Here is a 23,962-nt window from a genome sequence, read left to right on the forward strand (position 1 = left end):
CAGCGAGCGCGCTGTCGCGGCCGAGCCTGCGGGCACTATCGTGACCCCCTGGAGGACCGACTCTCGGAGGATCCATGTCGCATAGCTTCTACTGGGGCGCCCGCAAGCTGGTGCGCCCTATCGTCCACGGCCTGTGGCGCCCGCGCGTCAGCGGTCTGGAGAACGTGCCGCGCACGGGCGGGTTCGTCGTGGCCTCCAACCATCTGGCGAACATCGATTCGTTCATGATCCCGGTGCTGCTGCCGCGGCGGATCCGGTTCGTGGCCAAGGACAGTCTGTGGACCCAGAAGGGGCCGACGGGGGCTGTGCTGCGCTGGTTCTTCAACGCGGTGGAGGCGGTGCCGGTGGACCGTCAGGAGCTCGCGTCCGGCAAGGGGGCGCTGCAGAAGGGCCTGGAGATCCTGCGCGAGGGGCATGCCTTCGCGATCTACCCCGAGGGCACGCGGTCCAAGGACGGGCTGCTGCATCCGGGCAAGCAGGGTGCGGCGTGGCTCGCGCTCGAATCGGGCTGCCCCGTGCTGCCGGTGGGGCTGAAGGGCACCGAACATATGTTCTCGCGCCTGCTGCCGGACCGCGGCGCGATCACGCTGCGAGTGGGCACGCCCATCGATCCCGCGGACGTCGCGCCGGATGCCGCCAAGGGGACGCGCCGACGGGTGCTGACCTCGCGGATCATGGACGAGATCCAGGCGCTGTCCGGGCAGCGGCGGGCCGAGGCAGGGCCGAACGGGCCGCGGGAGGGGCGGGGCTGAGCGGGCCGCAGGCGGCGCGGGGCTGAGCGGGCCGCAGGCGGTGTGGGGCTGAGGGCCCCGCGGGAGAGGCAAGGTTGAGGGCCCCGCGGGCGGCGCGGGGCTGAGCGGGCCGATGGGCCGCGAGGTCACGCCGCGGGGCCAGTAGGATCGGCCCGTACCGTGCACAGTCGCCGGGCCGCCGCCCGCAGCGCAGTCCAGGAGTTGCCATGGCCGTCGTCGTCGGATTCATCCCCACCGACGTGGGATACAGGGCGCTGGATGCCGCGCGCGCCGAGGCCGAGCAGCGCGGGGGGCCGCTCGTGGTGGTCAATGTGCTGCGCGACGGCGTGGAGACCGACCCGCGGCATGCCGGTGACCAGGACATCGACATCGCACGCGAGCATCTGCGCGGCGCGGGGGTACGCGTGGCGTTCCGCCAGGAGCACACCGACGATGACATCGCCGACGTGCTGCTGCGCGTGGTTGAGGAGGAGCGCGCCGAGCTGCTCGTGCTCGGGGTGCGGCGCCACCACGACCTCGCCCGACACCTGCTGGGCCTGACGGTGCAGAAGCTCCTGCTCGGCGCGCCCAGTGAGGTCCTCGTCGTCTGAGCAGAAGCTCGGTCGGCGACGCTCCCGCCACCACCTCCCGCAGGATGCGCCCCCGCCACCACCTCCCGCAAGACCACTACGTTCTCGTGGGAATAGCACCCTCATTCCCACGAAAACGTAGCCGGATCGGCTCGGTTGGGGCCGGCCCGCACCCAGACATGATGAGGCCGGGGCACCGCGCGGTGCCCCGGCCTCATCATGCGTCGCGCATCAGGCGCAGGCATCGGGCTCAGGTGCGGGCCTCAGCGACACCGCCGAGGCCGCACCTCTTAAGCCCTCAGGCTCACGCCCCAGGAACGTCGTCGCCGCGACCCTCGAGAGCCTTCTTCTCGATGGCCTCGCCAACCTCCTGATCGATGTTCTTCCAGTACTGGAAGACATTGGAGAGCACCGGCTCCTCGACATCGGCCATCATGCCGGAGACGGTGTCGATGAGGCGCTCACGCTCCGCATCGTCCATGACCTCGCGCACCAGGGTGTGGGCCTGGCCGAAGTCGTCATCCTCGGCGTGCAGGGTGTAGGCCGCGCGGACCATGGTGCCGTCGGCCTCCCAGCCGTTGTCCACCGGGCCCTGCTCGGCGTCGCCCTGGTAGGAGCGGCCGTAGGAGTTGGGGGCGTACACCGGCGCATCGCCGCTGTGGAAGAACTGCATCGCCCCCTCCTTGTCGTAGGAGTTGGTGGGCACGATCGGCGCGTTGACCGGAAGCTGGTTGAAGTTGGTGCCCAGGCGGTTGCGGTGCGCATCCGGGTAGGAGAACACGCGGCCCAGCAGCATCTTGTCCGGGGAGACGCCGGTGCCGGGGACGGTGTTCGACGGGGAGAACGCCGCCTGCTCGATCTGCGCGAAGTGGTTCACCGGGTTCTGGTTCAGGGTGAAGCGACCCACGGGGATGCGCGGGTAGTCCTTCTTGGACCAGGTCTTGGTGAGGTCGAAGGGGTTGAAGCGGTAGGTCTTCGCGTCCTCGTACGGCATGATCTGGACCTCGACGCGCCAGGACGGGAAGTCGCCGTTCTGGATCGACTCGAACAGGTCGCGGCGGTGGTAGTCCGCGTCCTCACCCGCGATCTTCTCGGCCTCCTCGTTGGTCAGGAACTCCATGCCCTGCTCGGTGAGGAAGTGGTACTTGACCCAGAACTTCTCGCCGGCTTCGTTGACCCACATGTAGGTGTGGGAGGAGTAGCCGTTCATGTGACGCCAGGTCTTGGGCAGGCCGCGGTCACCCATGAGGTAGGCGACCTGGTGGGCGCTCTCCGGGGAGAGGGTCCAGAAGTCCCACTGCATGTTCGGGCTGCGCAGACCGGAGTCGGGCATGCGCTTCTGGGAGTGGATGAAGTCGGGGAACTTCATCGGGTCGCGCAGGAAGAAGATCGGCGTGTTGTTGCCGACGATGTCGAAGTTGCCGTCCTGGGTGTAGAACTTCAGAGCGAAACCGCGCACGTCGCGCCAGGTGTCGGGCGAGCCCAGCTCACCGGCCACGGTGGAGAAACGGGCCAGCATCGGGGTCTTGGTGCCTTTCTGGAACACCTTCGCCTTGGTGTACTGCGAGACATCCTCGGTGATCTCGAGCTCGCCGAACGCACCGGAGCCCTTCGCGTGGGGGCTGCGCTCCGGGATCCGCTCACGGTCGAACCGGGCGAGCTTCTCCACCAGCGCGACGTCGTGCAGCAGCAGCGGGCCGTCGGCGCCGAGGCTCAGCGAGTGCGCATCGTTCTGGCGCGGCGCGCCGGACTCCGTGGTGGAGGGCTTCTGCGGATCGAAAGTGGTCATGCCGTTCTCCTCTGGTCAGGGGTGATGACAGGTTCTGGTCAGCAGGTGGGACAAGGTGGATGGACCCTGGGGCGCCGGAGCAGCCTCAGGGGGTCTGCGGGGTGGAAGGGCCGACGGGGGCCTGGTCGTCCGCGGCGTTCGCGCGGCAGTCCGAGCAGATCCCACGGTAGATCACATCGGCCACTTCGATCTCGAAACCGTGGTCCTCCGAGGCGGTCAGGCACGGGGCGTGACCGGTGGCGCAGGGGACATCCTCGAGGCGCCCGCACTCACGGCACACCAGGTGGTGGTGGTTGTCGAAGCGGTGCAGCTCGTACTGCATGGACCGCCCGCCGACGGCGACGCGGCGCAGCAGCTGCGCATCGGACAGGGCGTGGAGCACGTCGTACACGGCCTGCCGGGACACGGTGCCGAGGCTCTCGCGCACGGCACGGGCGATGGTGTCCGCATCGGCGTGGGGGTTGTTCTCGACCGCCACGAGCGTCGCAAGCCGCGGAGCGGTCACGCGCAGACCCACGCCGCGCAGGGCCGCGGTGTGGTCGATCTGCTCAGCGTGAGCGTGCTCCGTGCTGGTCATGGCCCCACCATAGGCACTTTTCTGGATAAAGTCAAAGAAACGCTTCGGACCATGGATGGGGACGCAAGCGGGCCGACAGACACCCGCGCACCTCGACTCCGCGCTACGACATGGACGCGCATCCGGAAAGCACCCCGTCGATGTGTACGCTGATCAGGTGGCACAGCCGGGTGCCGGGCCGCGCGCCGCAGCGGGTCCCGGGAGATCTGCAGCGGTGCGCACGGGAGCCGATAGGACCGTGCGCCGCTGGGTGCGGCCCCCACAGGTCATGGGGCACTGGATCACCGGGCTGCTGGTGGCGTTCCTGCTGCTCGTGGCCTCCGTGCCGATCGCGAGCGCCGAGAGCAGCATCGCGGTGCTGATCGCCGTCTCGCTGAGCATTGGCGCGGGCCTGTCGCTGCGCCACCCGCTCATCGGCGCGATCATCGTCGGCGGCGTCCTGACGCTCGGCATCGGCAACGCCCCCACCCACTTGGGCTCCGGGGTGCTTGCCTCCCCCGTGACCATTGCCGCGCTGGCCGCGCATGGCCGAATCCTCATGGCGATGACCATGGCCCTGTGGCACGTGGTGCCGCCCGTGGCCACGTCCGTGCTGCTGGGCTCCGCCCCCGAGTTCATCGTCTCCCAGGCCATGCTGTGGATCGCACTGCAGGTCATCGCCATGCTCGCGGGTGCATCAGGTCGCGGCCTGGTGCTGCATGCCGCCGCGGAGCGGGCACGGCGCATCGAGGAGCTGGCCGAGCAGCGCCGCGCGATCGCCCGCGAACTGCATGACACCGGGGTGCGGGCGATGACCCGCGTGGTGATGCTCGCCGAGCAGGCCGGGGGCCGTCCCGGCATCGACGCCGAGGACACCGAACGCTACGGCCATATCGCACAGACCGCCCGCGAGGGCACCGAGGAGCTGCGCGAGCTGCTGCAGTCCCTGCGCCTCGCGGAACCCCCCGCTGCCCCATCGGCCCCCACCACTGACGCCGACTGCTGCAGCCTGGCCACCACCCTGGAGGCGATGCGCCGCCGCCTGAGCGCCGAGGGCTTCACGCTGCAGATCAGCATTGAGGGCGAGTGCAACTGCCAGATCTCCCCGCACGGTGTGCTGGGGCGCTGCCTGCGGGAGGTGGAGGCGAACATCCTGCGCCACGGCTGCCCGCTCACGCCGATCGCGGTGTTCGTGGAGCAGCAGCCGCAGCCTGCGCCGGGGATGCTGGAGCTGGCGATTCGCAATGGCGTGCGCAGCAAACCAGAGACCGTGCCGCCCGGCGGGCTGGGGCTGGTCAGCGCCCGCGAGCGACTGGATGCGGTGGGCGGCGCGATCGAGACCACGCGCGAGGGCGATCTGTTCCTCACGCATCTGCAGGTGCCATGCACCGCGGAGGCCACCGGGGCGCATGTCGACGAGGTGCCGGGGAAGGGACCGGCGCAGGGAGGGGAAGGCCGATGACCGCAGAACCGACGACGGTGCTGATCTGCGACGATGACCCGATCGTGCGGGAGGCGCTGGGCAGCTATATCGACCGTGAAGAGGATCTGGCGGTGACCGCGAGCGCCGGAACCGCCGAGGAGGCGCTGCGTCTGCTGGACGAGCAGGCGGTGGATGTGGTGCTCATGGACCACGGCCTGCCGGGCATGAACGGGATCGACGCGACGCGTCTGGTGCGCTCGCGGCACCACGGCACGGCTGTGGTCATGCTGACCACGTTCGGGGATGAGGAGCAGGTCGGGGAGGCGATCTCCGCGGGTGCGAGCGGCTACCTGCTGAAGTCCACCAGTCCCTCCGCTCTCGCGGCGGCGGTGCGGGCCGCGGGGGCGCATGCGGGCACGGTGCTCACCCCGGATCTGGCGGCGCGGCTGACCGCCCAGCCCCTCGCGCCGACGCACCCGGCGCCCACCCGGACGGATCCCGCGGAGCTCGCCGAGCTGGGGCTCACTGAACGCGAGGCCGATGTGCTCGCACTGCTGTGCGCGGCAGAGTCCAATGCCGGGATCGCGCGGGCGCTGTCGCTGTCCGAGTCGACGGTGAAATCCCACGTCTCCTCGCTCATGACCAAGCTGGAGTGCACCTCACGGCTGCAGATCGCCCTGACCGCCTTCGAGCGCGGGCTCGCCGTGCCGCCCGGACCGGAAGGAGAGTGAGCACCGCTGCGTGGATACCGGCCGATCGCTCGTCGCATCGGGAAGGCCGGGTACAGACCCGCAGCGCAGATCCGCAGAGGCCAGGCGCCACTGCAGCAAAGACCCCGCTTTCCACGGAGGAAAACGGGGTCTGACCTGCGGAGCCGCCTGCGGGAATCGAACCCGCGACCTATTCATTACGAGTGAATGGGTGTGATAGCGTGACAGATAGCCGATTCACCGTATGACCTGCACGAACACGGGTAGTGCATACGCCTGGCATATGCTGGGCGTGAACACACAGATGAACACAATCGGAGGCACCTCGTGGCGCAGCGCAGACCCGTCTACACGGGCACCGTCTACCAGCGCAAGGATGGCCGCTGGATCGGACGACTCGACGTCGGTTACACCGCCAACGGCACACGCCGCTACAAGTCCGTCTCCGGCAAGACCAAGCGCGAGACCGAGAAGAAGCTCGCCACCCTCAAAGAGAACCTCAAGGATGACGTCGGCCTCAACACCCGCACCACCGTGAAGGCGTGGACCGACGAATGGCTGACCATGCACGAGCAGCAGGTCGCCCCGTCCACCTACATCGCAGACCGGTCAGCGGTCCGGCAGTGGATCGTCCCCCAGATCGGGAAGACCCGCCTCACCGACCTCTCCCCCGCGCACGTCCGCAAAGTCACGGGCGCGGCACGGAAGGCGGGGCGCGCGGACACCACCATCACCCGCATCCACGCTGTCACACTCCACATCCTCGCCGCCGCCGTCCAGGAAGGCCATCATGTACCTGCCCCGGCGCTCGCCACCCCGCACCCCCGCCGCGGGGAGGTGGACCGCACCTCCATCCCACTCGAGGACGCGACTGCCCTGCTGCGGGCCGCACCCGACACTATGAGGTCACGGTGGGCCGCTGCCCTGCTGCAGGGCATGCGGCAAGCGGAGTGCATGGGCCTCACATGGGATGCCGTGGACCTCGACGCCGGCACCGTCGATGTGTCCTGGCAGCTGAAACCCCTCCCCTACGCGCACGGCTGCGACGGGACCTGTGGGGGGAAGCGGGGTGCGGACTGCCCGGAGCGCCGGTTCCGTGTCCCGGCCGGGTATGAGCATGAGCAGATCCGTGGCCGGTGGCATCTCGTGCGCCCCAAGACCCGCTCCGGGCGGCGCATCATCCCGCTGGTCCCGTGGATGGTGACCGCACTACGGGAGCGCCGCGCCCTCGCACCGGATGCGAGATTCGTGTGGACCGACGATCTCGTGGAGCGGGACGAAAAGACCGACACTGCCGAGTGGATCGCCTTGCAGGCAGACGCGGGGATCACGCACCCGTCCGGACGGCCCTACAAGCTTCACGAGGCCCGCCACACCACCGCGACACTCCTCCTGGCACTCCGTGTCCCACCCGAGGTGATTACGGCGATCCTGGGGCACTCCAGCATCATCTCGTCCCGCGCCTACATGCACACCGACGTCACCATGCTCAGGCAGGCCCTCGACGGGGTAGCGGAGGCACTGCAGCTCGGGGCCTGACGTCACGCCCCACGAGTGTCAGCGATGAGCTGCGCGATAGTCGCAACCTCAGCGGGCCGCAGAGACGCGATCCGCGCCTCCACAATCCGGGGCGTCACCCAGAGCTCATCCGCAACCTCGTGCAGATCATCAGACCACGCCAGAGCGTCCTGCAGGGCCGCGAGCGGCACCAGGCGGCGTGCCACCTCACGATCAATCGCCGCCTCGGTAGCAGGCGTGCACTCCCCCGTGTCCCCCCGTTCGAGATGCACCATCTCGTGCATGATCGCGCACCTGCGTTCCGCCTGCAGCAGACGATCATGCATCCACACCACCCTCCCGTCAGTGACGGCGTGCAGATCACCCGGCAGCGAAGCTGTGCGCAAGTGGACGCGCGGCCATTCGTCCCTGAAGACCCGCCACGGATGAACCATGCCCAGCATCATGTGGGCAGGGTCTGACAGATCAGGGGAGATGCTGGCTAGTGCTGGGAACCACTGGGGAGTGCTGGAAAGTGTTGGACAGAGCAGGCCTTGCTAGGGCAAGATGGAGGCACCGAGACCCCCGGTCTCGAATAGTCGCCGTATGGTGCGCGTGCCTCCGATCGGAGCGCTAGGGCTGGGGGTCGAAGCGCACTAGCCTCTGAGGAGAGGTGCCGGACAAGGCCGGAGCCGGGCAACCGGATCCTCCCACCCGCCGAGGTGGGCAGTGGCCCCCGGACCTCTCCTCAGGGGCTAGTTCGTTGACACCCACCAGTCACGCGAGGTCAAGAACGACGTGTCGCCATGAACCTTCACGCCGTACCCCATAATTCCTCCCCTACTACTGCATCTGAGCTGATGCCAATGGCGAAGGACATGCCGCGCTTCATTCGGATCATCGGAGCCTCGCTCGATAGCCCACCGGAGCATGCCTAGGTAAAGGTCAGCGACCTGCACACCGTCGTATTCGTTCGTCCCAACCCATTTTGGTGGCCATGCCATGAATTTCCATGGGGTATCCCAGGCATGCTCCTGACGTCGCACATTAGCTAGATACCTGACACTCTCACCGTGGTCCATCCCCTTCACTGCACCAAGCTTGACCACACCTCGCCGCGCCCCGCCATCCCACTCCGCAAGGGCGTTCGCCACGCGCTCCAGCAGCAGCCTCATGGTCCAGTGATAGAACAGAGCGCCGTTTCGGCGGAGCTCTTCCGAGGCCACCATCGTTGCCTTGTCGGCGACGACATAAACCACCTTCACATCAGGTATCGCCGCAACCATGCGGGAGGCCATATCTCGCCGCCCCTCGTGTGCGGGCTTGCGAAAGTGCTCAACCCAGTGCAGGGGCTTGGTTGTGCCGATTTCCGCCCGCAGTCCTCGGACAGTGGCCCTCATCTGGGGGACCGACTCCTGCGGGATCATTACCGCGCACATCCCGAACCACGGGCTTGAATCGCTTGTCCATCCGCGGTCCCCCGTCTCATCCACGAAGACCTCGACGCCCTTCATGTCTGCGAACCCATCGGGGACGGGGAACTTCGGTAGAGGGCGACCATTGAATAGCCGGTCGATCGATGTGCTCACGGAGCTGCACCTCCCCCCGGCTCCTGCGACTCCTCACCCAGCCCGTCCGCTTCGCGGTCGAGGCGGTCCATCGCCCGCTCACCACGGGACGCCGCGAGGCCATAGAAGTCCGGGAGAGTTGTTGCGCCATCAGAGACAGCGCGATCCGCCAAAGCGTCGTTCTGTTCGATGGTGCTGGGTTCTGCAGCAGGCTGGACATGGCGGCCCTCCACGAGTACGCGAATCATCTCGGTCACGAGCTTCCGCTCGCGGTGAGTGAGAAACGCGGACTCCGACGGAGGCTCGTACGGGTCCATCTGATCCCGTTCCGCTCCGAGCCGTCGCCACACCTCATCAGGCGTGACCTCCAGTGCACGGGCGATCTTCTCGACCGTCGGCGCGCCAGGGGTCTGCAGGCCCTTCAAGGCCCGGGACACCGTCGCGTTGGAGACTCCGGCGATCTTCGCCAGCGCCCGTTCGGACGGGTTGCCCCGGTTGTCGATTGCCCCGACCTTGAGCATGTCGGATGCCCAGGGGCGGAGGTAATCGTTGTTCTCGCTCACGAGGCACACCTTGTCGTCGTACGGAGACACAGTCCAGCCCAAGGGTAGCCGCTACGGCTACAACTTTCACCGCTGTTATTTGTCTCTGACCAGGCCAGACAAAAATAGTTGCCTGTGTAGTGTTGCGCGCTTGGCTACAGGCGTGTAGCGTAGCGCTCACCACCACACATCAGGAAGGAGGGGTGGACATGATGATCGAGGTACTGGACCAGCGGGCAGTCGTCCGAGACAAGACTCTGCTCGCATCCACGATGAAGCGCCGCGGATTCTCGAACGCCTCCCTGGCCGATGAGGTGACGTTCCGTCTGCGCCGCAAGGCGCGCACCGCGAAGGAGCGCCGGGACATCAACGTCTCCCGCGCTCAGATCGGACATCTCCGCAACGCCAACATGGCCACCCGCAACACCACCAGCGTGGAGGTAGCGGACGCCATCGAGGAGTCGCTTGATATGCCCAACGGCTCACTGTTCGCCACCCAGGTGTTTAGTGTGTCGCGCTACGCCAGGCAGACCGCCTAATCGGCCAGTCACTAGGCCCTGACCTGCCGAGAGGCAGTGACGGTGTCCGCCAGCTGTTTGACAACTTCATATCCCCACGGCAAGCGATACGGCACGACTGCTCTACCCCTGATAGGGCCGTGCTACACGCCACGAGAGGCCCCGAGCAGGCGGGGAGGTGCACACCTCTGGCAGGAAACGGCGAGCCGTGCTGGGAGTCACGACGGTAGGTCCCGTCGTGCACCCGCCCTGACCCGGCCAGCCGGGCACCCACCCTCGCGAGGTGGCAGGGCACGCAGGAATGCAGAACGCCCCGGCGAGGGACCGGGGCGAACGCAGTTGACAACAGAATCGGAGGTTCTGTCATGCACGAACTTACACCCTTCGCTTACGAGGGGCATAACGTACGCACCATCACCGACGACCATGGCGAGCCATGGTTCGTCCTGGCCGACGTCGGTCTGGTTCTCGGCACGCGAGGCAGGGACCTTGCGCGCATGCTCGACCCCGAAGACAGGGGCGCGCACGTTGTGCGCACCCCCTCTGGTGAGCAGCAGATGACCACCGTCAATGAAGCAGGGCTGTACACGGTGCTCCTCCGATCCAACAACCCGTCCGCGAAGCCGTTCCGCCGCTGGGTCACCACCGAGGTGCTCCCCACCATCCGGAAGACCGGCACCTACGGCACCCCGCGCGAACTCACCGGCCCCGAACTCTTGGCCCGCGCCGTCCTCGAAGCAAACCGCACCATCAAGGCACTCGAAGCCACCGTCGCCGAACAGCAGCCCAAGGCTGACGCCTGGGACCAGATCGTCTCCTCCGCCGGTTCCTGGTCCTACGAAGAAGCCGCCAAGGTCCTCTTCGAACAGGGCGTCATCAGCATCGGCCAGAAGCGCCTCGTGCGCCTCCTCGTCGACTGGGGCTACCTCTACCGCGACGCCAAGCGCCGACCCCACGCCTACCAGCGCTACATCGAACAGGGCCTATTCGTCACCAAGGCACGGATCTTCACCGACCAGACCACCGGTGAGCGCCGCGAGTCCTCCGCACCGCAGGTCCGCATCACCGGCAAGGGCCTGGACATGCTGTTCCGCCGCTTCCGCACCGGCCAGCTGGAGGTCGCGGCATGACGACTACCGAACCCCGCCAGGTCCTGTGGCCCCTCGACTTCCCCATCAACGGGGACGCCCGCGCCATCACCGACGGCCCGATGGGCGCGGTCGCCGTCGACCTCGACGTCCACAACACGATCCCGCCCGGCGCGTACTCGTGGCGTCTCACCCCGGCTGAGGCCCGCGCCCTGCATGAGGCGCTCGGTGAGGCGCTCGACCAGATCTGAACCCCCGTCATTCCTGCCCCGTCACCTGCTTGGTGGCGGGGCTTTCTCATACCCCTTTTTGGAGGCCCCATGTCCCGTCGTCCGACGCATCGCGGCACCCCTCGCCGCGTCGAGTTCCACAAGGCGCTGTGGACCCCCAGCCGCCGCACCCCCACACACAGGAAGGAGGAGGCTCAGCGATGACTGTCACGCCGATCCACGACCAGATGCGGGCCAGGCTCACCGACCCGCACACCTCGCATGATGCCGCGACTGTCGCACGCCGGTCGACGGCCCGGGAGGACGTGCTGAAGATCCTCACCGAGCACGGGCCGCTCCACGACCACGGCATCCAGATCCTCCACGACGCCTACGTGCAGAAGGGCCTCATGCGGCCGAAGTCCCCGCAACGCCTCCGCACCGCACGTGCCGAACTTGTCGACGCCGGACTCGTGCATGAGCACGAGCAGGGCGGCGAAGTGATCTGCGTCCGCATGCCGTCCGGCTGGGCATCCACCGTCTGGGAGGTCACCCGATGAACACCACCACTACGCAGTGGGCCACGATCAGCGAAGCCACCAGCATCGTCCCTCTCTCCGAGGACTACCTCCGCAAGGCCATCAAGCGCACCGAGGGCAATGTCCTCCCCGCCCGCCTCATCGGACGGAAGTACGTCATCCGCGTCCAAGACCTGGACGAGTGGATGTCGCGCGAAGGGGCAGCAGCATGACCAGCACCCTCATGGACCTCATCGCAATTCTCGGCATCCTCGCCACGTATGCCGCCATCGGGATCGGCGCGGCGCTCTGCGTCACCGCCGCGTGGATCAAATGGGGACCGAAGCGATGACTGATCGTCTCGCGCGTCTCCTTGCCGCCCTCGACGACCCGGAGCCCGAGCCCCGCACACCGGACCGCAACAACCCCTACCGCGCCGCATACGTGCGACCTAGACGCGGGAAACCCACCTATCGGGACCCCACCGCTAACCGCGCAGTCGGCGCGGTAGACCGCGAACGAAAGGTAAAGACATGACACCCGCCCTCATCAACCAATCCACCATCGACAAGGTGTGCAACGCTGACATTGCACGCACCCAGCCATGGGTCCGCATGACCCGCGTCGACACCGCCGTCAGCGTCAACGGCGAGCGTGCAACCCTCCATGGCTGGCGCGAGCGATTCGACCTCTGGGAATCCGCCGGGGTGAAGCGATGAGCCTCGCAATCTACGGCGAGCTAGAGCAGGGCTCGGACGAGTGGCTACAGGTGCGTGCCGGGATCCTGACTGCGTCCGTGGTCGGGCAGCTGATCACCCCGGCGAAGGTGCAGGTGTCGAAGTCGGAGACCGCCCGTGCCGTGATGGAGACGCTGCTCGCTGAGCGGATCACCGGTATTGTCGAGTCGATCTTCACCACGTTCGACATGCAGCGCGGCCAGGACGAGGAGCCGTTCGCCCGCGACCTGTACGCCGAGCACACCGGCCAGGACGTGGACGAGCTCGGCTTCATGGTCGCGACGATCAACGGCCATCGCCTCGGCTACTCGCCGGACGGCCTGGTCGGCGACGACGGGCTGATCGAGATCAAGTCTCGCCGCCACAAGAAGCACCTCCACACGATCCTCGCCGACGCGGTGCCGCCCGAGAACTACGCCCAGCTCCAATGCGGGCTGCTCGTCTCCGGGCGCGCGTGGATCGATTACGTAAGCTTCTCCGCCGGGATGCCGCTGTACATCAAGCGCGTCACGGCCGACGAGCGCTGGCAGGAAGCGATCCTCGCCGCGCTCGACACCTACGAGACCTACGCCGAGCAGGCGCTTGGCCTCTACCAGCACACCACGAAGGGCATGCCGACATGCCCCGTCATCGAAATGGACATCGTGATCTGACATGGACCTCTCCCAGACAATCGCCCCGAAGAGTGATCAGCTCAACGCGGATGATCTCATCACCGGGCCACGCACTTTCACCATCGAGAAGGTCGCACGCGGCAACGCCGAGCAGCCCGTGAACATCCACCTGGTCGAGTCGCCGGGCCGCCCGTGGAAGCCGTCGAAGTCCATGCGGCGCGTGCTCGTCGCAGCGTGGGGGCCGGACGGGGACAAGTACGCGGGCGGGTCCATCACTCTCTACCGCAACCCCGACATCAAGTTCGGTGGCGACGTCGTGGGCGGCATCGAGATCTCCCACATGACCGGGATCCCGAAGCCGCTCAAGCTCGCCCTCACCGTGACCCGGGGGAAGAAGCGCTCCCACACCGTGCAGCCCCTCACCGCGCCGGAACCCACGTTCACGGTCCCGAAGCTCGAGACCGAGGACGAGTACCGCGAGCACTGGCTCAAGCGCCGTGACGAGGGTGCATCCAAGGCCGAGCTCGATGCGATCCACGCCGCCGCCAACACCACCAACACCACCGAGGAGAGCGCCTAATGGCACTGCCCACCATCTCTGACATCGCCCGCGTCACCGCCGACACCGAGATCCGCTACACGCAGTCCGGCAAGGCCGTCGCGCAGACCCGACTCGCGTTCAACAAGTCCAAGTACAACGAGCAGACCCGCCAGTGGGAGAACGACAAGACGTTCTTCATCGACGGGACCACCTGGGAGGACGCCGCCGAGCGCGCCGGACAGCAGCTCATGAAGGGCGTCGAGGTGTATGTGACCGGCGAACTCGAGACCCAGCAGTGGGAGAAGGACGGCGACAAGCGCTCCAAGCCGTCCCTCACGATCCGACGGTTCAAGGTCATCCCGAAGACCGACCAGCAGCCGCCCCAGCAGTCCGGCTACGGCCATCAGGGCCAGTCCGCTCCCCCGCAGGGTGACCCGTGGGCGAGCGGCGGCGACCCCATGGATTCGCCGCCTTTCTGAGGCTGACCAGCAGTAACGCATGACCGAGGCTCCGCCACACGGCGGGGCCTTTTTCATGCCCGGTGACGCCGACCCCAGGACGGTTCAGCGCTCAGACCGCCACCGGGCAACTCCCCCATCTGAAAGGACCCCCTCATGGCATTCATCAAGATCAAGAAGAACCCGTCCCGCCGCGGCTACTGCGCCGCCGGCCCCCAGATCACCATCTCGAAGCAGCACACGATTGGGCTGAACACTGCGGCGTGGGAATTGATCGGGAAGCCCGCGCAGGTCGAGATCGCGTGGGACCCGGACACGAGCAGGGTCATGCTCACCGCGTCCTCACCGCATGAGGACACGTTTCCGCTGTCCGGGAAGAACGGCGCGAAGTTCGGTGCCCGCCAGTTGCTCCGCGACCTCGGTGTTGACCCGGAGGGCGTGACCAGGCGTTTCCCCGTCACCCGCGAAAACCGTCTCTCGTTGATCGCTGACCTGTCCGACATGCCCGCCGCCAGCAGCGGCACCGTCACCCCGATCAGGAGAACAGCATGACCATCAACTACGACGGCTTCGGTGCCCCCATCACCGAGACCATGCACGAACTAGAGGCCTGCCGCACCTGGCCTCAGACACTAGAGCAGCCGGGTGAATCCTGGGCCCGCTGTACATGCGGTGAGGAGATGGGGTCGCAGGGCTCCGCGGGCGGGTCGGAACTGTCCGTGGGCGACCTGTTCCAGCAGCACCTAGAGGATGTGGGGGCCGACGCATGATCCCCCGCGCTCTCCCGCGTCTCGTCACGGACGCGCTCCGCAACGGCTGGTCTGTGTCCGTGGACCAGAACTTCAAGCACATGTTCGCCGTCGCCGCCCGGTTCGAGCGGCCCGGCGAGTGGGTGGTCATCACCTGGAACGTCGAGGGGGACCGGCCCTCGCTCAAGTGGTCGGAGATCAACGGCTCCCCGACCCCGTACACGCAGTGCACCCGCCTGATCCGATCGAAGGAGGCCTCATGACCATCTCGCCCGAAAACCTGACCGCCTGGCGGACCGAGGCCGAGCACGTCATCACCAACAGCTCCCCCATCAACGACATCACCGACGCCGCACGGATCATCGCCCTACTCAACGCCCTCGAACAGGCCGAGCAGGAGCTGGCGGACGCTGCAGCCGAGATCGAGAAGCTGGAATGGACCGGAGGTTTCCAAACTTCCTTCCCCTCACCGAGCAAGGGGATGCGCTACCAGAGGGAGCGTGATGAGGCGCGGGCCGAGCTGGCGAAGGCTGACGCCCAGATCGAGGAGCTGAACACGGAGGCGCAGACCTACAGCGATGCGCTCTCCAAGGAGATCGCCCGCGCGGAGAAGGCCGAGCAGGAGCGGGACGAGGCCAAGCGCTCCGAGTGCCCCGACAAGGACGTGCACTGGCGGTACATCGGCCTGCTGGACGAACTCAATGAGATGCGGCATCAGCGGTACGAGGCGCGGGCACGAGCCGACCAGGCCGAGGCGCGCGCGGAGAAGGCCGAGCAGGAGGTCGAGCACCTCCGCACGGTCCTGGACACGACCGCGCGGCAGCGGGACGAGGCCGACAAGCGGGTCACGAAGGTCGTGAAGGAGCGGGACCAGGCAATCGCTGACCAGCACATGACTGCTGACCAGCACCTCGCCGCCGCCGTGGCGCACGGCGTCACGGCCACCGACGAGATGGTCGAGCGAGCGCGCCTCGCGTACAACGCGATCTACCCCTCCGGGGCGTGGGTCGGTGGAATCCGCGCAGCCCTCACCGCCGCGCTCACCAAGCCCCAGCGGCCCGACGGAGCCGAGGAGATCGAGCGTCTGCTCACCGAAAATCTGGGCGACTTCCGACCGCCCGTCGAGCCCGAGGCGATTGCGGACCTCCTCGCCTCTCGCGGCGTCCGTGTCGTCGGCGAGGAGCAGCCGTGAAGCACATCCGAGTCAGCCTCACCGACACCGAGGCCACCGCTCTCGAACGGGAACTCACGGCACCTCGCGGATGGGGTGTCCGTCCGCCGAGACCGCTCGTTACCGCCGAGGCGAAGATCCTCGCCGCCCTGGCCGAGGTCGGCCTGGACCGGCCCGCCGAACACCGGGAGGTGCCGTGAGCACCTGGACCCGCACCGACAAGCGCGGCATCCGCGTCCGCTTCACCATCACCCCCGACCAGCGCGGGAACGTCACTCTTACCCGCGAGGAAGCCGAAGGCCTGCTCCGGACGGGCGGGTGGACCCCCGAGGCCGAGGTCGGCCTCACCCCGAAGGAGAATGCATCATGACCACCACCGACCCCTTCACCACCGCCGCGAACACCGCCGCGCGCGAGTACGCCAGGACGCCGCGCATGAACGTTGGCACCGTGCGAGACCGGATTGGCGAGGCGCACGCGGACGGCTGGGAAGCCGCGCGGCGCTACCTCGCCGCCCAGGAGCCGGACGAATCCGTCCTCATGGATTCACACGAGGAGCACATCGCGGACCGACTCGCAGACGCGGGCTACACCGAGTGCGCCGAGGACGAGGACGGCTGGCTCACATGGGTCAGCGCGCCCCTGGGCGAGGTGCTGCGGATCGTGAGCGCCGCGCAGGAGCCGTCCGAAGCCGAGGTCGAAGCCGCCGCACTGGCGATGGACGAGAACTTCAACCCGGACCGATACCCGGTCATGGCGGCGATGTTCCGCGACTACGCCCGGGTCGCTCTGTCCGCCGCCCGTGCCGCCCGACGAGACGAGGAGGAATGACGTGAGCAACGACTACACCCGCCTAGCCGAGGCCCCGGCGCTGAACCACCCCGGCTACCCCGTCTGCGATGCGTGCGACGTCGAGACCGAGCTGGACGACAGCCAGTGGATGTGCCCAGCTTGCGGCACTATCTGGCCCGGCGATGGCATGGAGGCGAGCGGGGACGACGCGACCCTCTACCCAGACTGGTCCGGCGAAGACCTCACCGGGCCGGTCTGCCCGAACCATGAGGCGTGGCGAGTCGCGGTACTCCCGCCTGACGAGCGGGACGCCTGGATCCGCGAACACTGCCCCCGAGAGGACCCCACCCGATGACGACCCCGAACACCGACCTCCAAGAGCAGATCGCCATCGCGCTCTACGGCAACGCCGAGTATTACGGCCCCGAGGACGTGCAGCCCGAATGGGAGCGGCGAGGAGACGAGGAGCGCGACGAGTGGCGACAGATCGCCGCCGCAGTGATGCCCATCGTGGACGCCGCCGTAAAGCGCGCGAAGGCAGAAGTGCTCAGGGAAGCAGGACGAGACCTAGAACGCGAATGGCCCAACAGGCTCGGAATCGGCCTGCCCCCCGAGGACTACGACCACGCCGGAGACCACGCGATAGATACCGCGCACGAGTACCTCAAGCGCCGCGCCACCGAGTACGAGACAGGAGATAGCGATGAGCACCGATAAGTACGTGCCGAGCGATGAGGCCGTGCGCGGGCCCTTCGCGGGTGTGCTCGATGAGTACTGCGGGATTCCGCTAGAGGAGGGTGTCGCCGCGTTCGACCGCTGGCTCGCCGCGCATGACGCCCGCATCCGCCGGGACGGGGCGCGTGAAGCACTCGACGGGCTGGCGAACTATGCGCGAGCGCGCGGCACCATCGCGTCCATGGACATCGTCTACCACCTCTGGGGGAGCGTATCCTCCGCCGCTGAGCACTACCGCGACACCCACTACTCGATCCCCGGGGAGGCCCCGTGACCGATCCGAGCATTGACGACCTACGCCGCGCCGGGACAGAGGAGGCCGTCCGCCCGATCCAGGCCCGCATCGATGAGATGCTCACTTCCCTGCCCTGGCATGGGCGGCTCATCTACCGCGCCGCCCTGCCTGCCTCCCGCCGCGCCCGAGGAGAGGACCCCACCCGATGACAACCCCGAACACCAACCTGGCCGAGCAGGTACGCACCTACCTCGAAGAGGTCGGGCTCACGGACCGCCCCGAAGAGTACGGCGACGGCATCCACGGCTGGCGGTGCGAGCTCCCCGACCTCTACGGGCGATGCGACTGCCTAGACAATGTCGTGGCCGACCTCGTGAACCTCATGGAAGCCGCCGTGAAGCGCGCGCAGGCCGAAGCGCTCCGAGACGCGGCGGACGATCCGGTACTACGCCTGTCCGGCCACTCCGGCATCAGCATCACCCGACTGCGCGCTCGCGCCGACCTGATCAAGAAGGAGGCCCCCGATGAGCAGTGACCACCACCAGCGCAGACAGGAGCACCCGATGACCGTCCTCTACAGGCACGCCTGGGAGCCCGTCACCGGCCCTGGAGTCGCCTAAGCCGGTTCACCGTCCCCGGCGCGCACTCGACCGCCTCCCGCGTGTCGAGCAGCCGATTCAACCGCACCAGGTAGGCGGTCCGGGTCAACCCCATAGCCCGGACTGCCTGCCACTTCACCCCCGCAAACCGGAACGTCCGCGACTCCAAATCCAGAATCGCCCTATCGGTGTCATCCATCCCGGCACCCTACCCACCACCACCCACAAGCCGCCCGAGTGGCGGCTTTTTTCATGAGGACGCCATGCCGCGACAGTTCACCCTCACCATCCCCCAATCCGAAGTCATCGGCTCCAACCGGGACGCCCCGATCTGGCGACGCAAGCGCACCAAGGACACCATGCGGGCACTGACCCGCGATGCAGCCCACGGCCTGGCTCCCATGGGGACCGCCACCATCTTCATCGGCATCACGAAGCGCACCCGAGGCCGCTACGACCCCACCAACCTCACCGACACCTTCAAAGGCTGCGTGGACGAGCTGGTGACCATGGGAATCCTCGATGAGGACGACTACCACCACGTGACCGGCCCATTCGTCTACCACAAAGGCGTCGATGCACGAGTGCCCCCGAAGCACATCCGTGCCCTCGTCACCCTCACCGACTACTCCACCATCCCCTTCTGAGAGGAGGCCACGTGGCGAGCGATCGCGCGTACATCAACAGGGGCATCTGGAACGACGCCGACCACCGGCAGCTCACCCCAGAGGCCCAGCACCTCTACTACATGCTCCTGACCCACCCCACGCTCTCCTATGCGGGCGTCGTGGACTGGCGTCCCAACCGTCTCACCCCCTTCGCACGCGGCCTGACCGTCGAACGGATCGAGGCGGCGGCCGCGGAGCTGTCCGCCGGCCTGTACATCGTCATCGACGAAGAGACCGAGGAAGTGCTCATCCGGTCCTGGGTGAAGCACGACGGGGTGCTCAAGCAGCCCCGCCTCGCGGTGTCGATGGCGAACGCGTACACCCGCACCGCATCGAACGACCTCCGGGGTGTGATCGTGCACGAGCTCGCGAGGCAGCGCGAAGCTCATCCCGAGTACGCGTGCTGGGGGGACTCGAGGGTCCTGGACGTCCTCGCTCAGCCCTCCATTTCGGCTAAGGATCTGCCCCCGTTTACCCCCACGGTTAGGGCAAGCGTTGGGGATGGGTTTGGGGATGGGTTTACCCCAAACCTATCCCCTGGGGTTGGGCCTGGTTTGGTCTCCCCCCCTACTCCTACTCCTACTCCTACTCCTACTCCAACTCCCCCTTCCTCTAGCGAGGAAGGGGGGTCCGGGGGGAAACGCCGAGCGACCCAGCTCCCCACCGACTGGCATCCCACCGACAAGCACGCGGCTATCGCCGCCGAGCGCAACGTCGACGTAGAGCTCGAAGCCGAGAAGTTCCGCGACTGGTGCGGAGCGACCGGCCGCACCTACAAGAACCACGACCTCGCCTTCAACAACTGGCTCCGCCGCGCTGAACCACCCCGAGGCAACCAACAACGACAGAACCGAGACGCCGCCTCCGCTGAGGCGCTCGTCCAAGCCCACTTCGACATGCAAGCGATGGGAGGCCCCCAATGAACGACCCCACCCCGATCGGTGCCGCACTCGACACGATCCCCACCACACCCACCGAACTCGTCACCGCGGCAGACGGGACCACGGGCGTGATCCAGTGGGAGGGAACAGCAGTCGACGGTCAATGGCTGACGAACTACGTCAACCAGCTCATCGCCGCTCGCCTCGTGGAGCCGTGGCAGCTCGGCGGTGACAAAGCGCAGACCGCGCATGCGCGCGCCGCGAACCGCGACCGGCTCACGTCTTGGCATCGCGCTCTCGCAGGTCTTCCCCAGGAGGGGCTAGATGCGGCTCGGCAGCACTTCGAGAAGCACGGCGTCCCCGCCGACTCTCGTGGCTCGCGCCGCTGGCATCTTCGGCCCTCGGATGTGTCCGACTGGGTCCGGGCCCGTGCTCGCCGCCTGATCCCTGCGGAGAAGGCGTGCGAGGCCCACCCGTCGGAGTGGCGGCACTCGTGCACCCAGTGCGACTACGCGGGCCCCGTAGACCCCGACCGGGCCCGCTCCTACATCGCCCAAATCCGCGCCACCCTCGCCCAGCGAAAGGACACCCCGTGACCTCGTTTGAACTCATCGGCACCATGCGAGATCGCCTCGAAGACATCCGCCACTGGCGCGGCCAGCTCTCCGACGTCATGCTCACCATCACCTGCCACGCCATGGACCTCACCGGCATCCGAGGCACCACCAACCGAATCCCCGGCGGTGACGCCCTCGCCATGCTCGGACCCTGGGCACCCGACGCCGACCACGGCGACGACCTCCCCCACCCAGACCAGATCCTGCGAGAGTGGATGGAGACCATCACGGAGCAACCCTCCCCCAGCTCCTGGGAAGAGTGCTGGCGCTGGCACTGGGACTCAACACCACGCATTCTCGAATCCCCCTGGGCCGAGGAATGGCAACAAGACCTCACCGCCCTCTGGTGGCGACTCGCCCGCCTCACCGGCAACGAACCCAAGCATGAGGAAGACACGATGCGGGGGGCACTCGACTGCATCAACGCCCGCGACGACCTCCCACCGGAGCTGCGCCTCACAGCACGAGACGCGGACCGGTTCTGGCCCGGAATCGCCCAACGCCTCAAGGACGACCGCCACCACGGCAGACCCACCCCCGACCGCGCAGACGACCGCACCTACATAGTCGCCGACCTCCGCGAATACTGGGCGCGCCGACTTGCGTCGGTCGCCTGACCATGGCAACCTAGACCTGACCCCGAAGTGGGTCCGAAACCGAAGCCCCGAGCCACACAGGCCGGGGCTTTACTCATGCGCCAAGACCGTGACCACCGACCCAGCGCCAGCAGGGACGACCACGGCACGGAGAGTCCAGCCGACAGATGGCGACGGCAACCGCCTTGAAAGCGGCAAGCCCCCCGAGGGCGTGTGGGTTCGACCCCCACACTCTCCGCCAGGTGCCCGGCGAGACCGACGGGCCGAAGACCCGGGCACCCGAACCCTCCGCTCGAAGCGCCCCACAGGCGAAACAGCGCTCGCGGAACGCGCACCGCGAAGCGCACCCAAGAGGGCAAACGCGGCAGCGCAGAACCCCCACCCCGGAAGCCAAGACAGCCCCGGGGTGGGGACACCCCAGGGCCCAGAACAGCAGACCCCCTGCTACCTCACAGCCCCCACTCCGGAGCCGACTCCCCCCGACCTACCTCGACCCGAACCGAGCAGCCTTCAACGCCGCACGGTCCATCAACGACAAAGACTCCCCCCGAGCCACCTTCGCGGCCATCGACTCCTCCACGATGATCCGGTCCCGCCACGCCTCGTACGCATCAACGGTGCCGCCCTCAACACCGGAGCCATCGCGGACAACCAACTCACCCAACGCCGCAAGACCGCGGCCCCGCATCCGCCGATCAGGAGACGGCAGCGGGATCCCGAGAGCCGAAGCCCGAGCAGCCAGATCCTCGTGATCCTCACCAAGCGCACGAGCACGCGACTCAGCCCACGACAATGTGGACTCCGAAGCGCGCTCAGCCTTGGCCGACTCGACCTCAGCACGCCGCTCAGCCCTCACAGCACGCTCATCCGCACGCGCCTGCATCGCATCAACCCTCGCGAGCTGTCGCTCACGCCACTCTCGATACCCCATGAGTGAAGCGTAGCCAGCGGCCACAACGGAAGGAAGCAAGGCGTGAACTGGACCGAGTACCCCACCAAACGCACCGCCACCCGATCACAGCAGATCGCATGGGAACGCACCATCAAGGCGCGCGACAAGCACTGCCAGATCCGCGGCCCACGATGCACCGGACAAGTCAACGAAGCCGACCACATCATCCCCGTCGCAGAAGGCGGAGCAGAACTCGACCCCGCCAACGGCCAAGGAGCCTGTCGCACCTGCCACAACGACAAGACCCAAGCCGAAGCGCGCCGCGGACAACACCGCTGGAAACGCAAGCCCGAACCCCACCCCGGCCTCAAATAAAACCGCAGGCCAGGGGGGCACCATCCCCTCCCCTCCCCCACCCAGAGCGCGGCGGGGTCGCTAGTCGCTCGGGTTCCGTACAGGTCTGGGCGGTTGCGTAGTGAAGCGCCCGCCGACCTGGTGGAGGTTGGCGGGCGCTTGCGGGGGTTATTGCTGGTCGCGTTCTCGGCGTTGCTGGAGGATTCGCATTGCCATGGCGCGTGATAGGCCGCTGGCTGTGGTGATTTCCTCCCAGGTGTGCCCTGCGTCGCGCGCGTCTTGGATGGCTGTTTCTCGGTCAGTGTTGAGCTCGCGCCACATGGCTAGTCGTACGAGGGGGTCCATGTGGGGCATGCTAGTCGTCCTGCTGGTCGTCCCGCTGGTGTTTGGGGTGTGTCAGTTCTTCTAGGGCGATGGTGATGCCGTCGATGATGCCTGCTGTGATTTCGCGGATGATGCTGCGGAGTGTGGTCACGGGCTCACCTGTTCGATCTCGGCCCATGACTGGGTTGAGTCACCGAGCCGGTCGCACTGCCACGGCTGGGTGCGGCGGTAGCCGTGGGCGGTGAGGATGTCGTCGGCTTCGTCGATGTCCCACTGGCCGGGGTCGATGACCTCGCCGGTCTCCTCGTCGATCTCGCGGTCCTCGATGGTGGGATTCTCGGCGGGGAGCCATGCGAAGTGATCGCCCTCCCCGTCCTCGAACATCTCGAAAATGTCCACGCCGTGGGTGTCGTAGAGGGCGTCGAGTCTGGTGGCGGCGGTTGCGATGAGCTTGCTCATGATCGTGGTCCTTTCTGGTGGGGCGGGGCGCTGGTGACCCCGCCCCGGTAGGTTGGTTAGGCGGCGGTGTGGTTCACCGGCTGTCCTTTTTGTGGGTGGGGGTGCGGCCGAGGGTGATTCGGATGGCGTGGCGGTACAGCTCTGCGGCGGGGGCGATGGGGGTTCCGGCGTGGCGGGGGCGGTAGTCGGTGGTGCTCATTGGGGGGTCCTTCCTTGGTGATCCGTGATGGGTGGTGGTGCGCCGGGGGTGTGGGCCACTCTCCCTGTGGTGACCTCTACGCCCTTCCGGCGATGCCTAGATCCTAGACCCTCTACGGCGGGCCGTCAACTCCGCTACCGCTTGCGTTGCCCGCCCGCCTATGTCTATCCTATAGGCACCTCCTAGTGCGAGGCTAGGGCATCTACAGAAGGGGGAGCGCGATGCTCACCGGCGACACGCTTTTCGACCAGTTCGAGGACTACACCACCGATCTCGCCATGGAGGTCGGGCTACGCGGCCTCATCGACACCCTGGAAGTCCTGCAGGAGTGGTACCGCGAGGCGGGCCGCGCCGAGGGGCTCAGCGTGGATGATGCGGAGCGGCTCGCGATGCGCATCGCTGAGCACATCGCTGACATGCTCGGCATGCACTTTCATGATTTCGCGACCGGTGCGCACGACTGGTGCATCCTCGTGGGCGGCCGTACTGAGCCTGCTGCCGTCGCCGGGTACGCGCGGGCGAAGGCTCGCGAGCTGGGGATGGAGCTGTGATGATCCACGCGCCCGGGCACCCCGCTGGGGTTCTCATCATCGATGGGAGAG

Annotated in this window: 42 protein-coding genes and 2 tRNA genes; 34 read left to right on the top strand and 10 right to left on the bottom strand. The window is 67.3% G+C overall.

Translation table 11 applies throughout. The annotated features are described in order from the left end of the window. Positions 1–74 precede the first annotated feature (74 nt). Positions 75–752: a 1-acyl-sn-glycerol-3-phosphate acyltransferase gene (locus tag CJ197_RS04175; protein ID WP_102235481.1), complete on the top strand. Its 678-nt coding sequence runs from the start codon at positions 75–77 to the stop codon at positions 750–752. Positions 753–958: 206 nt separating this feature from the next. After that, entirely contained in the window at positions 959–1,342 is a 384-nt protein-coding gene (locus CJ197_RS04180) for a universal stress protein (RefSeq protein WP_102235482.1), read from the top strand. A 283-nt stretch (positions 1,343–1,625) separates the two neighbouring features. On the opposite strand, the gene CJ197_RS04185 is transcribed toward CJ197_RS04180, so the two are convergent. Together CJ197_RS04185 and CJ197_RS04190 are read right to left on the bottom strand one after the other, a co-directional pair. Further along, complete coding sequence (locus CJ197_RS04185) at positions 1,626–3,110, bottom strand: catalase (RefSeq protein WP_102235483.1); 1,485 nt, start codon at positions 3,108–3,110, stop codon at positions 1,626–1,628. 85 nt (positions 3,111–3,195) lie between these two features. After that, positions 3,196–3,687: a Fur family transcriptional regulator gene (locus tag CJ197_RS04190; protein WP_102235484.1), complete on the bottom strand. Its 492-nt coding sequence runs from the start codon at positions 3,685–3,687 to the stop codon at positions 3,196–3,198. Positions 3,688–3,844: 157 nt separating this feature from the next. Between CJ197_RS04190 and CJ197_RS04195 the strand changes: the two genes are divergently transcribed. Together CJ197_RS04195 and CJ197_RS04200 are read left to right on the top strand one after the other, a co-directional pair. Continuing rightward, on the top strand, positions 3,845–5,128 hold the full coding sequence (locus tag CJ197_RS04195) for a sensor histidine kinase (RefSeq protein ID WP_158239364.1): 1,284 nt from the start codon (positions 3,845–3,847) through the stop codon (positions 5,126–5,128). Beyond that, a complete protein-coding gene (locus tag CJ197_RS04200) occupies positions 5,125–5,820 on the top strand; it encodes a response regulator transcription factor (protein WP_102235486.1) in 696 nt (231 codons plus the stop codon). Before CJ197_RS04195 ends, CJ197_RS04200 begins: the two co-directional genes overlap by 4 nt. A 144-nt stretch (positions 5,821–5,964) precedes the next feature. On the opposite strand, the gene CJ197_RS15075 is transcribed toward CJ197_RS04200, so the two are convergent. Next, positions 5,965–6,042: transfer RNA gene (locus CJ197_RS15075), tRNA-Thr, on the bottom strand. An 84-nt stretch (positions 6,043–6,126) separates the two neighbouring features. Here CJ197_RS15075 and xerC point away from each other — a divergent pair. Then, the gene (gene xerC, locus CJ197_RS04205) at positions 6,127–7,338 is read left to right on the top strand and encodes a tyrosine recombinase XerC (RefSeq protein WP_102235487.1); all 1,212 of its coding nucleotides are present in this window, start codon (positions 6,127–6,129) and stop codon (positions 7,336–7,338) included. Between the two features lie 2 nt (positions 7,339–7,340). Here the strand turns inward: xerC and CJ197_RS04210 are convergent, their stop codons facing one another. The 3 genes from CJ197_RS04210 to CJ197_RS04220 all read right to left on the bottom strand — a co-directional run bounded on the left by CJ197_RS04210 (position 7,341) and on the right by CJ197_RS04220 (position 9,427). After that, complete coding sequence (locus CJ197_RS04210) at positions 7,341–7,643, bottom strand: hypothetical protein (RefSeq protein WP_146007697.1); 303 nt, start codon at positions 7,641–7,643, stop codon at positions 7,341–7,343. A 408-nt stretch (positions 7,644–8,051) separates the two neighbouring features. Beyond that, positions 8,052–8,885, bottom strand: coding sequence for a DUF3800 domain-containing protein (locus CJ197_RS04215; RefSeq protein ID WP_102235489.1), 834 nt, complete (start codon positions 8,883–8,885; stop codon positions 8,052–8,054). Beyond that, the gene (locus tag CJ197_RS04220) at positions 8,882–9,427 is read right to left on the bottom strand and encodes a helix-turn-helix transcriptional regulator (protein ID WP_102235490.1); all 546 of its coding nucleotides are present in this window, start codon (positions 9,425–9,427) and stop codon (positions 8,882–8,884) included. The genes CJ197_RS04215 and CJ197_RS04220 overlap by 4 nt, the downstream gene beginning before the upstream one ends. A gap of 188 nt (positions 9,428–9,615) precedes the next feature. Here CJ197_RS04220 and CJ197_RS04225 point away from each other — a divergent pair, with 188 nt between their 5' ends. The 22 genes from CJ197_RS04225 (at position 9,616) to CJ197_RS04315 (ending at position 18,306) form a co-directional block, all read left to right on the top strand. After that, the gene (locus CJ197_RS04225) at positions 9,616–9,945 is read left to right on the top strand and encodes a hypothetical protein (protein ID WP_102235491.1); all 330 of its coding nucleotides are present in this window, start codon (positions 9,616–9,618) and stop codon (positions 9,943–9,945) included. 344 nt (positions 9,946–10,289) lie between these two features. Continuing rightward, positions 10,290–11,054: a phage antirepressor KilAC domain-containing protein gene (locus CJ197_RS04230; RefSeq protein ID WP_102235492.1), complete on the top strand. Its 765-nt coding sequence runs from the start codon at positions 10,290–10,292 to the stop codon at positions 11,052–11,054. Next, on the top strand, positions 11,051–11,263 hold the full coding sequence (locus CJ197_RS04235) for a hypothetical protein (RefSeq protein WP_102235493.1): 213 nt from the start codon (positions 11,051–11,053) through the stop codon (positions 11,261–11,263). The genes CJ197_RS04230 and CJ197_RS04235 overlap by 4 nt, the downstream gene beginning before the upstream one ends. Before the next feature lie 179 nt (positions 11,264–11,442). Beyond that, positions 11,443–11,781 (top strand): hypothetical protein, encoded by a 339-nt coding sequence (locus CJ197_RS04240; RefSeq protein ID WP_102235494.1) that lies wholly within the window; start codon positions 11,443–11,445, stop codon positions 11,779–11,781. After that, positions 11,778–11,972, top strand: a complete 195-nt coding sequence (locus tag CJ197_RS04245; protein ID WP_102235495.1) for a helix-turn-helix domain-containing protein — start codon at positions 11,778–11,780, stop codon at positions 11,970–11,972. Before CJ197_RS04240 ends, CJ197_RS04245 begins: the two co-directional genes overlap by 4 nt. Beyond that, positions 11,969–12,091, top strand: coding sequence for a hypothetical protein (locus CJ197_RS15745; protein ID WP_255407869.1), 123 nt, complete (start codon positions 11,969–11,971; stop codon positions 12,089–12,091). Before CJ197_RS04245 ends, CJ197_RS15745 begins: the two co-directional genes overlap by 4 nt. A gap of 181 nt (positions 12,092–12,272) precedes the next feature. Continuing rightward, complete coding sequence (locus CJ197_RS04250; RefSeq protein WP_102235496.1) at positions 12,273–12,458, top strand: hypothetical protein; 186 nt, start codon at positions 12,273–12,275, stop codon at positions 12,456–12,458. Continuing rightward, a complete protein-coding gene (locus tag CJ197_RS04255; protein WP_102235497.1) occupies positions 12,455–13,129 on the top strand; it encodes a lambda exonuclease family protein in 675 nt (224 codons plus the stop codon). The genes CJ197_RS04250 and CJ197_RS04255 overlap by 4 nt, the downstream gene beginning before the upstream one ends. Before the next feature lies 1 nt (position 13,130). Next, entirely contained in the window at positions 13,131–13,670 is a 540-nt protein-coding gene (locus CJ197_RS04260; protein WP_102235498.1) for a hypothetical protein, read from the top strand. Beyond that, the gene (locus CJ197_RS04265; protein ID WP_102235499.1) at positions 13,670–14,110 is read left to right on the top strand and encodes a single-stranded DNA-binding protein; all 441 of its coding nucleotides are present in this window, start codon (positions 13,670–13,672) and stop codon (positions 14,108–14,110) included. Before CJ197_RS04260 ends, CJ197_RS04265 begins: the two co-directional genes overlap by 1 nt. Positions 14,111–14,245: 135 nt before the next feature. Beyond that, positions 14,246–14,641, top strand: coding sequence for a hypothetical protein (locus tag CJ197_RS04270; protein WP_102235500.1), 396 nt, complete (start codon positions 14,246–14,248; stop codon positions 14,639–14,641). Continuing rightward, positions 14,638–14,859, top strand: coding sequence for a hypothetical protein (locus tag CJ197_RS04275; protein ID WP_102235501.1), 222 nt, complete (start codon positions 14,638–14,640; stop codon positions 14,857–14,859). Before CJ197_RS04270 ends, CJ197_RS04275 begins: the two co-directional genes overlap by 4 nt. Continuing rightward, positions 14,856–15,101 carry a hypothetical protein gene (locus CJ197_RS04280; protein WP_102235502.1) on the top strand — a complete coding sequence of 82 codons (246 nt, stop codon included), beginning with the start codon at positions 14,856–14,858 and terminating at the stop codon, positions 15,099–15,101. The genes CJ197_RS04275 and CJ197_RS04280 overlap by 4 nt, the downstream gene beginning before the upstream one ends. Further along, positions 15,098–16,030 carry a hypothetical protein gene (locus CJ197_RS04285; RefSeq protein WP_102235503.1) on the top strand — a complete coding sequence of 311 codons (933 nt, stop codon included), beginning with the start codon at positions 15,098–15,100 and terminating at the stop codon, positions 16,028–16,030. The genes CJ197_RS04280 and CJ197_RS04285 overlap by 4 nt, the downstream gene beginning before the upstream one ends. Next, positions 16,027–16,209 carry a hypothetical protein gene (locus CJ197_RS04290; RefSeq protein ID WP_102235504.1) on the top strand — a complete coding sequence of 61 codons (183 nt, stop codon included), beginning with the start codon at positions 16,027–16,029 and terminating at the stop codon, positions 16,207–16,209. Before CJ197_RS04285 ends, CJ197_RS04290 begins: the two co-directional genes overlap by 4 nt. Continuing rightward, positions 16,206–16,379, top strand: coding sequence for a hypothetical protein (locus CJ197_RS15080; RefSeq protein ID WP_158239365.1), 174 nt, complete (start codon positions 16,206–16,208; stop codon positions 16,377–16,379). The genes CJ197_RS04290 and CJ197_RS15080 overlap by 4 nt, the downstream gene beginning before the upstream one ends. Further along, a complete protein-coding gene (locus tag CJ197_RS04295) occupies positions 16,376–16,840 on the top strand; it encodes a hypothetical protein (protein WP_102235505.1) in 465 nt (154 codons plus the stop codon). The genes CJ197_RS15080 and CJ197_RS04295 overlap by 4 nt, the downstream gene beginning before the upstream one ends. Position 16,841: 1 nt before the next feature. Beyond that, on the top strand, positions 16,842–17,156 hold the full coding sequence (locus CJ197_RS04300) for a hypothetical protein (RefSeq protein WP_102235506.1): 315 nt from the start codon (positions 16,842–16,844) through the stop codon (positions 17,154–17,156). Then, the gene (locus CJ197_RS04305; RefSeq protein WP_102235507.1) at positions 17,153–17,518 is read left to right on the top strand and encodes a hypothetical protein; all 366 of its coding nucleotides are present in this window, start codon (positions 17,153–17,155) and stop codon (positions 17,516–17,518) included. Before CJ197_RS04300 ends, CJ197_RS04305 begins: the two co-directional genes overlap by 4 nt. Beyond that, complete coding sequence (locus CJ197_RS04310; RefSeq protein WP_102235508.1) at positions 17,505–17,810, top strand: hypothetical protein; 306 nt, start codon at positions 17,505–17,507, stop codon at positions 17,808–17,810. The genes CJ197_RS04305 and CJ197_RS04310 overlap by 14 nt, the downstream gene beginning before the upstream one ends. Next, entirely contained in the window at positions 17,807–17,980 is a 174-nt protein-coding gene (locus CJ197_RS15085) for a hypothetical protein (RefSeq protein WP_158239366.1), read from the top strand. The genes CJ197_RS04310 and CJ197_RS15085 overlap by 4 nt, the downstream gene beginning before the upstream one ends. Then, the gene (locus tag CJ197_RS04315; RefSeq protein ID WP_102235509.1) at positions 17,977–18,306 is read left to right on the top strand and encodes a hypothetical protein; all 330 of its coding nucleotides are present in this window, start codon (positions 17,977–17,979) and stop codon (positions 18,304–18,306) included. The genes CJ197_RS15085 and CJ197_RS04315 overlap by 4 nt, the downstream gene beginning before the upstream one ends. 62 nt (positions 18,307–18,368) lie before the next feature. On the opposite strand, the gene CJ197_RS04320 is transcribed toward CJ197_RS04315, so the two are convergent. Beyond that, a complete protein-coding gene (locus CJ197_RS04320) occupies positions 18,369–18,569 on the bottom strand; it encodes a DUF3263 domain-containing protein (RefSeq protein ID WP_102235510.1) in 201 nt (66 codons plus the stop codon). Between the two features lie 64 nt (positions 18,570–18,633). On the opposite strand from CJ197_RS04320, the gene CJ197_RS04325 reads away from it, so the two are divergent. The 5 genes from CJ197_RS04325 to CJ197_RS15090 all read left to right on the top strand — a co-directional run bounded on the left by CJ197_RS04325 (position 18,634) and on the right by CJ197_RS15090 (position 21,373). Further along, positions 18,634–19,017 (top strand): hypothetical protein, encoded by a 384-nt coding sequence (locus CJ197_RS04325; RefSeq protein WP_102235511.1) that lies wholly within the window; start codon positions 18,634–18,636, stop codon positions 19,015–19,017. A gap of 11 nt (positions 19,018–19,028) precedes the next feature. Beyond that, the gene (locus CJ197_RS04330) at positions 19,029–19,961 is read left to right on the top strand and encodes a hypothetical protein (RefSeq protein ID WP_102235512.1); all 933 of its coding nucleotides are present in this window, start codon (positions 19,029–19,031) and stop codon (positions 19,959–19,961) included. Beyond that, the gene (locus CJ197_RS04335) at positions 19,958–20,515 is read left to right on the top strand and encodes a hypothetical protein (protein ID WP_102235513.1); all 558 of its coding nucleotides are present in this window, start codon (positions 19,958–19,960) and stop codon (positions 20,513–20,515) included. Before CJ197_RS04330 ends, CJ197_RS04335 begins: the two co-directional genes overlap by 4 nt. Continuing rightward, complete coding sequence (locus CJ197_RS04340) at positions 20,512–21,153, top strand: hypothetical protein (RefSeq protein WP_102235514.1); 642 nt, start codon at positions 20,512–20,514, stop codon at positions 21,151–21,153. The genes CJ197_RS04335 and CJ197_RS04340 overlap by 4 nt, the downstream gene beginning before the upstream one ends. A gap of 128 nt (positions 21,154–21,281) precedes the next feature. Next, positions 21,282–21,373, top strand: a tRNA-Ser gene (locus CJ197_RS15090). 243 nt (positions 21,374–21,616) lie between these two features. On the opposite strand, the gene CJ197_RS14835 is transcribed toward CJ197_RS15090, so the two are convergent. Continuing rightward, a complete protein-coding gene (locus CJ197_RS14835; protein WP_146007698.1) occupies positions 21,617–22,063 on the bottom strand; it encodes a hypothetical protein in 447 nt (148 codons plus the stop codon). A gap of 42 nt (positions 22,064–22,105) precedes the next feature. Between CJ197_RS14835 and CJ197_RS04350 the strand changes: the two genes are divergently transcribed. Then, the gene (locus tag CJ197_RS04350) at positions 22,106–22,399 is read left to right on the top strand and encodes an HNH endonuclease (protein WP_102235516.1); all 294 of its coding nucleotides are present in this window, start codon (positions 22,106–22,108) and stop codon (positions 22,397–22,399) included. Between the two features lie 450 nt (positions 22,400–22,849). Here the strand turns inward: CJ197_RS04350 and CJ197_RS04360 are convergent, their stop codons facing one another. Together CJ197_RS04360 and CJ197_RS15750 are read right to left on the bottom strand one after the other, a co-directional pair. Beyond that, on the bottom strand, positions 22,850–23,161 hold the full coding sequence (locus tag CJ197_RS04360; RefSeq protein ID WP_102235518.1) for a hypothetical protein: 312 nt from the start codon (positions 23,159–23,161) through the stop codon (positions 22,850–22,852). A gap of 73 nt (positions 23,162–23,234) precedes the next feature. After that, positions 23,235–23,360: a hypothetical protein gene (locus tag CJ197_RS15750; RefSeq protein ID WP_255407870.1), complete on the bottom strand. Its 126-nt coding sequence runs from the start codon at positions 23,358–23,360 to the stop codon at positions 23,235–23,237. Positions 23,361–23,581: 221 nt separating this feature from the next. On the opposite strand from CJ197_RS15750, the gene CJ197_RS04365 reads away from it, so the two are divergent. Next, positions 23,582–23,911, top strand: a complete 330-nt coding sequence (locus CJ197_RS04365) for a hypothetical protein (protein WP_102235519.1) — start codon at positions 23,582–23,584, stop codon at positions 23,909–23,911. Positions 23,912–23,962: the final 51 nt, after the last annotated feature.

The organism is Brachybacterium sp. UMB0905 (assembly GCF_002871795.1).
Lineage (GTDB): Bacteria > Actinomycetota > Actinomycetes > Actinomycetales > Dermabacteraceae > Brachybacterium.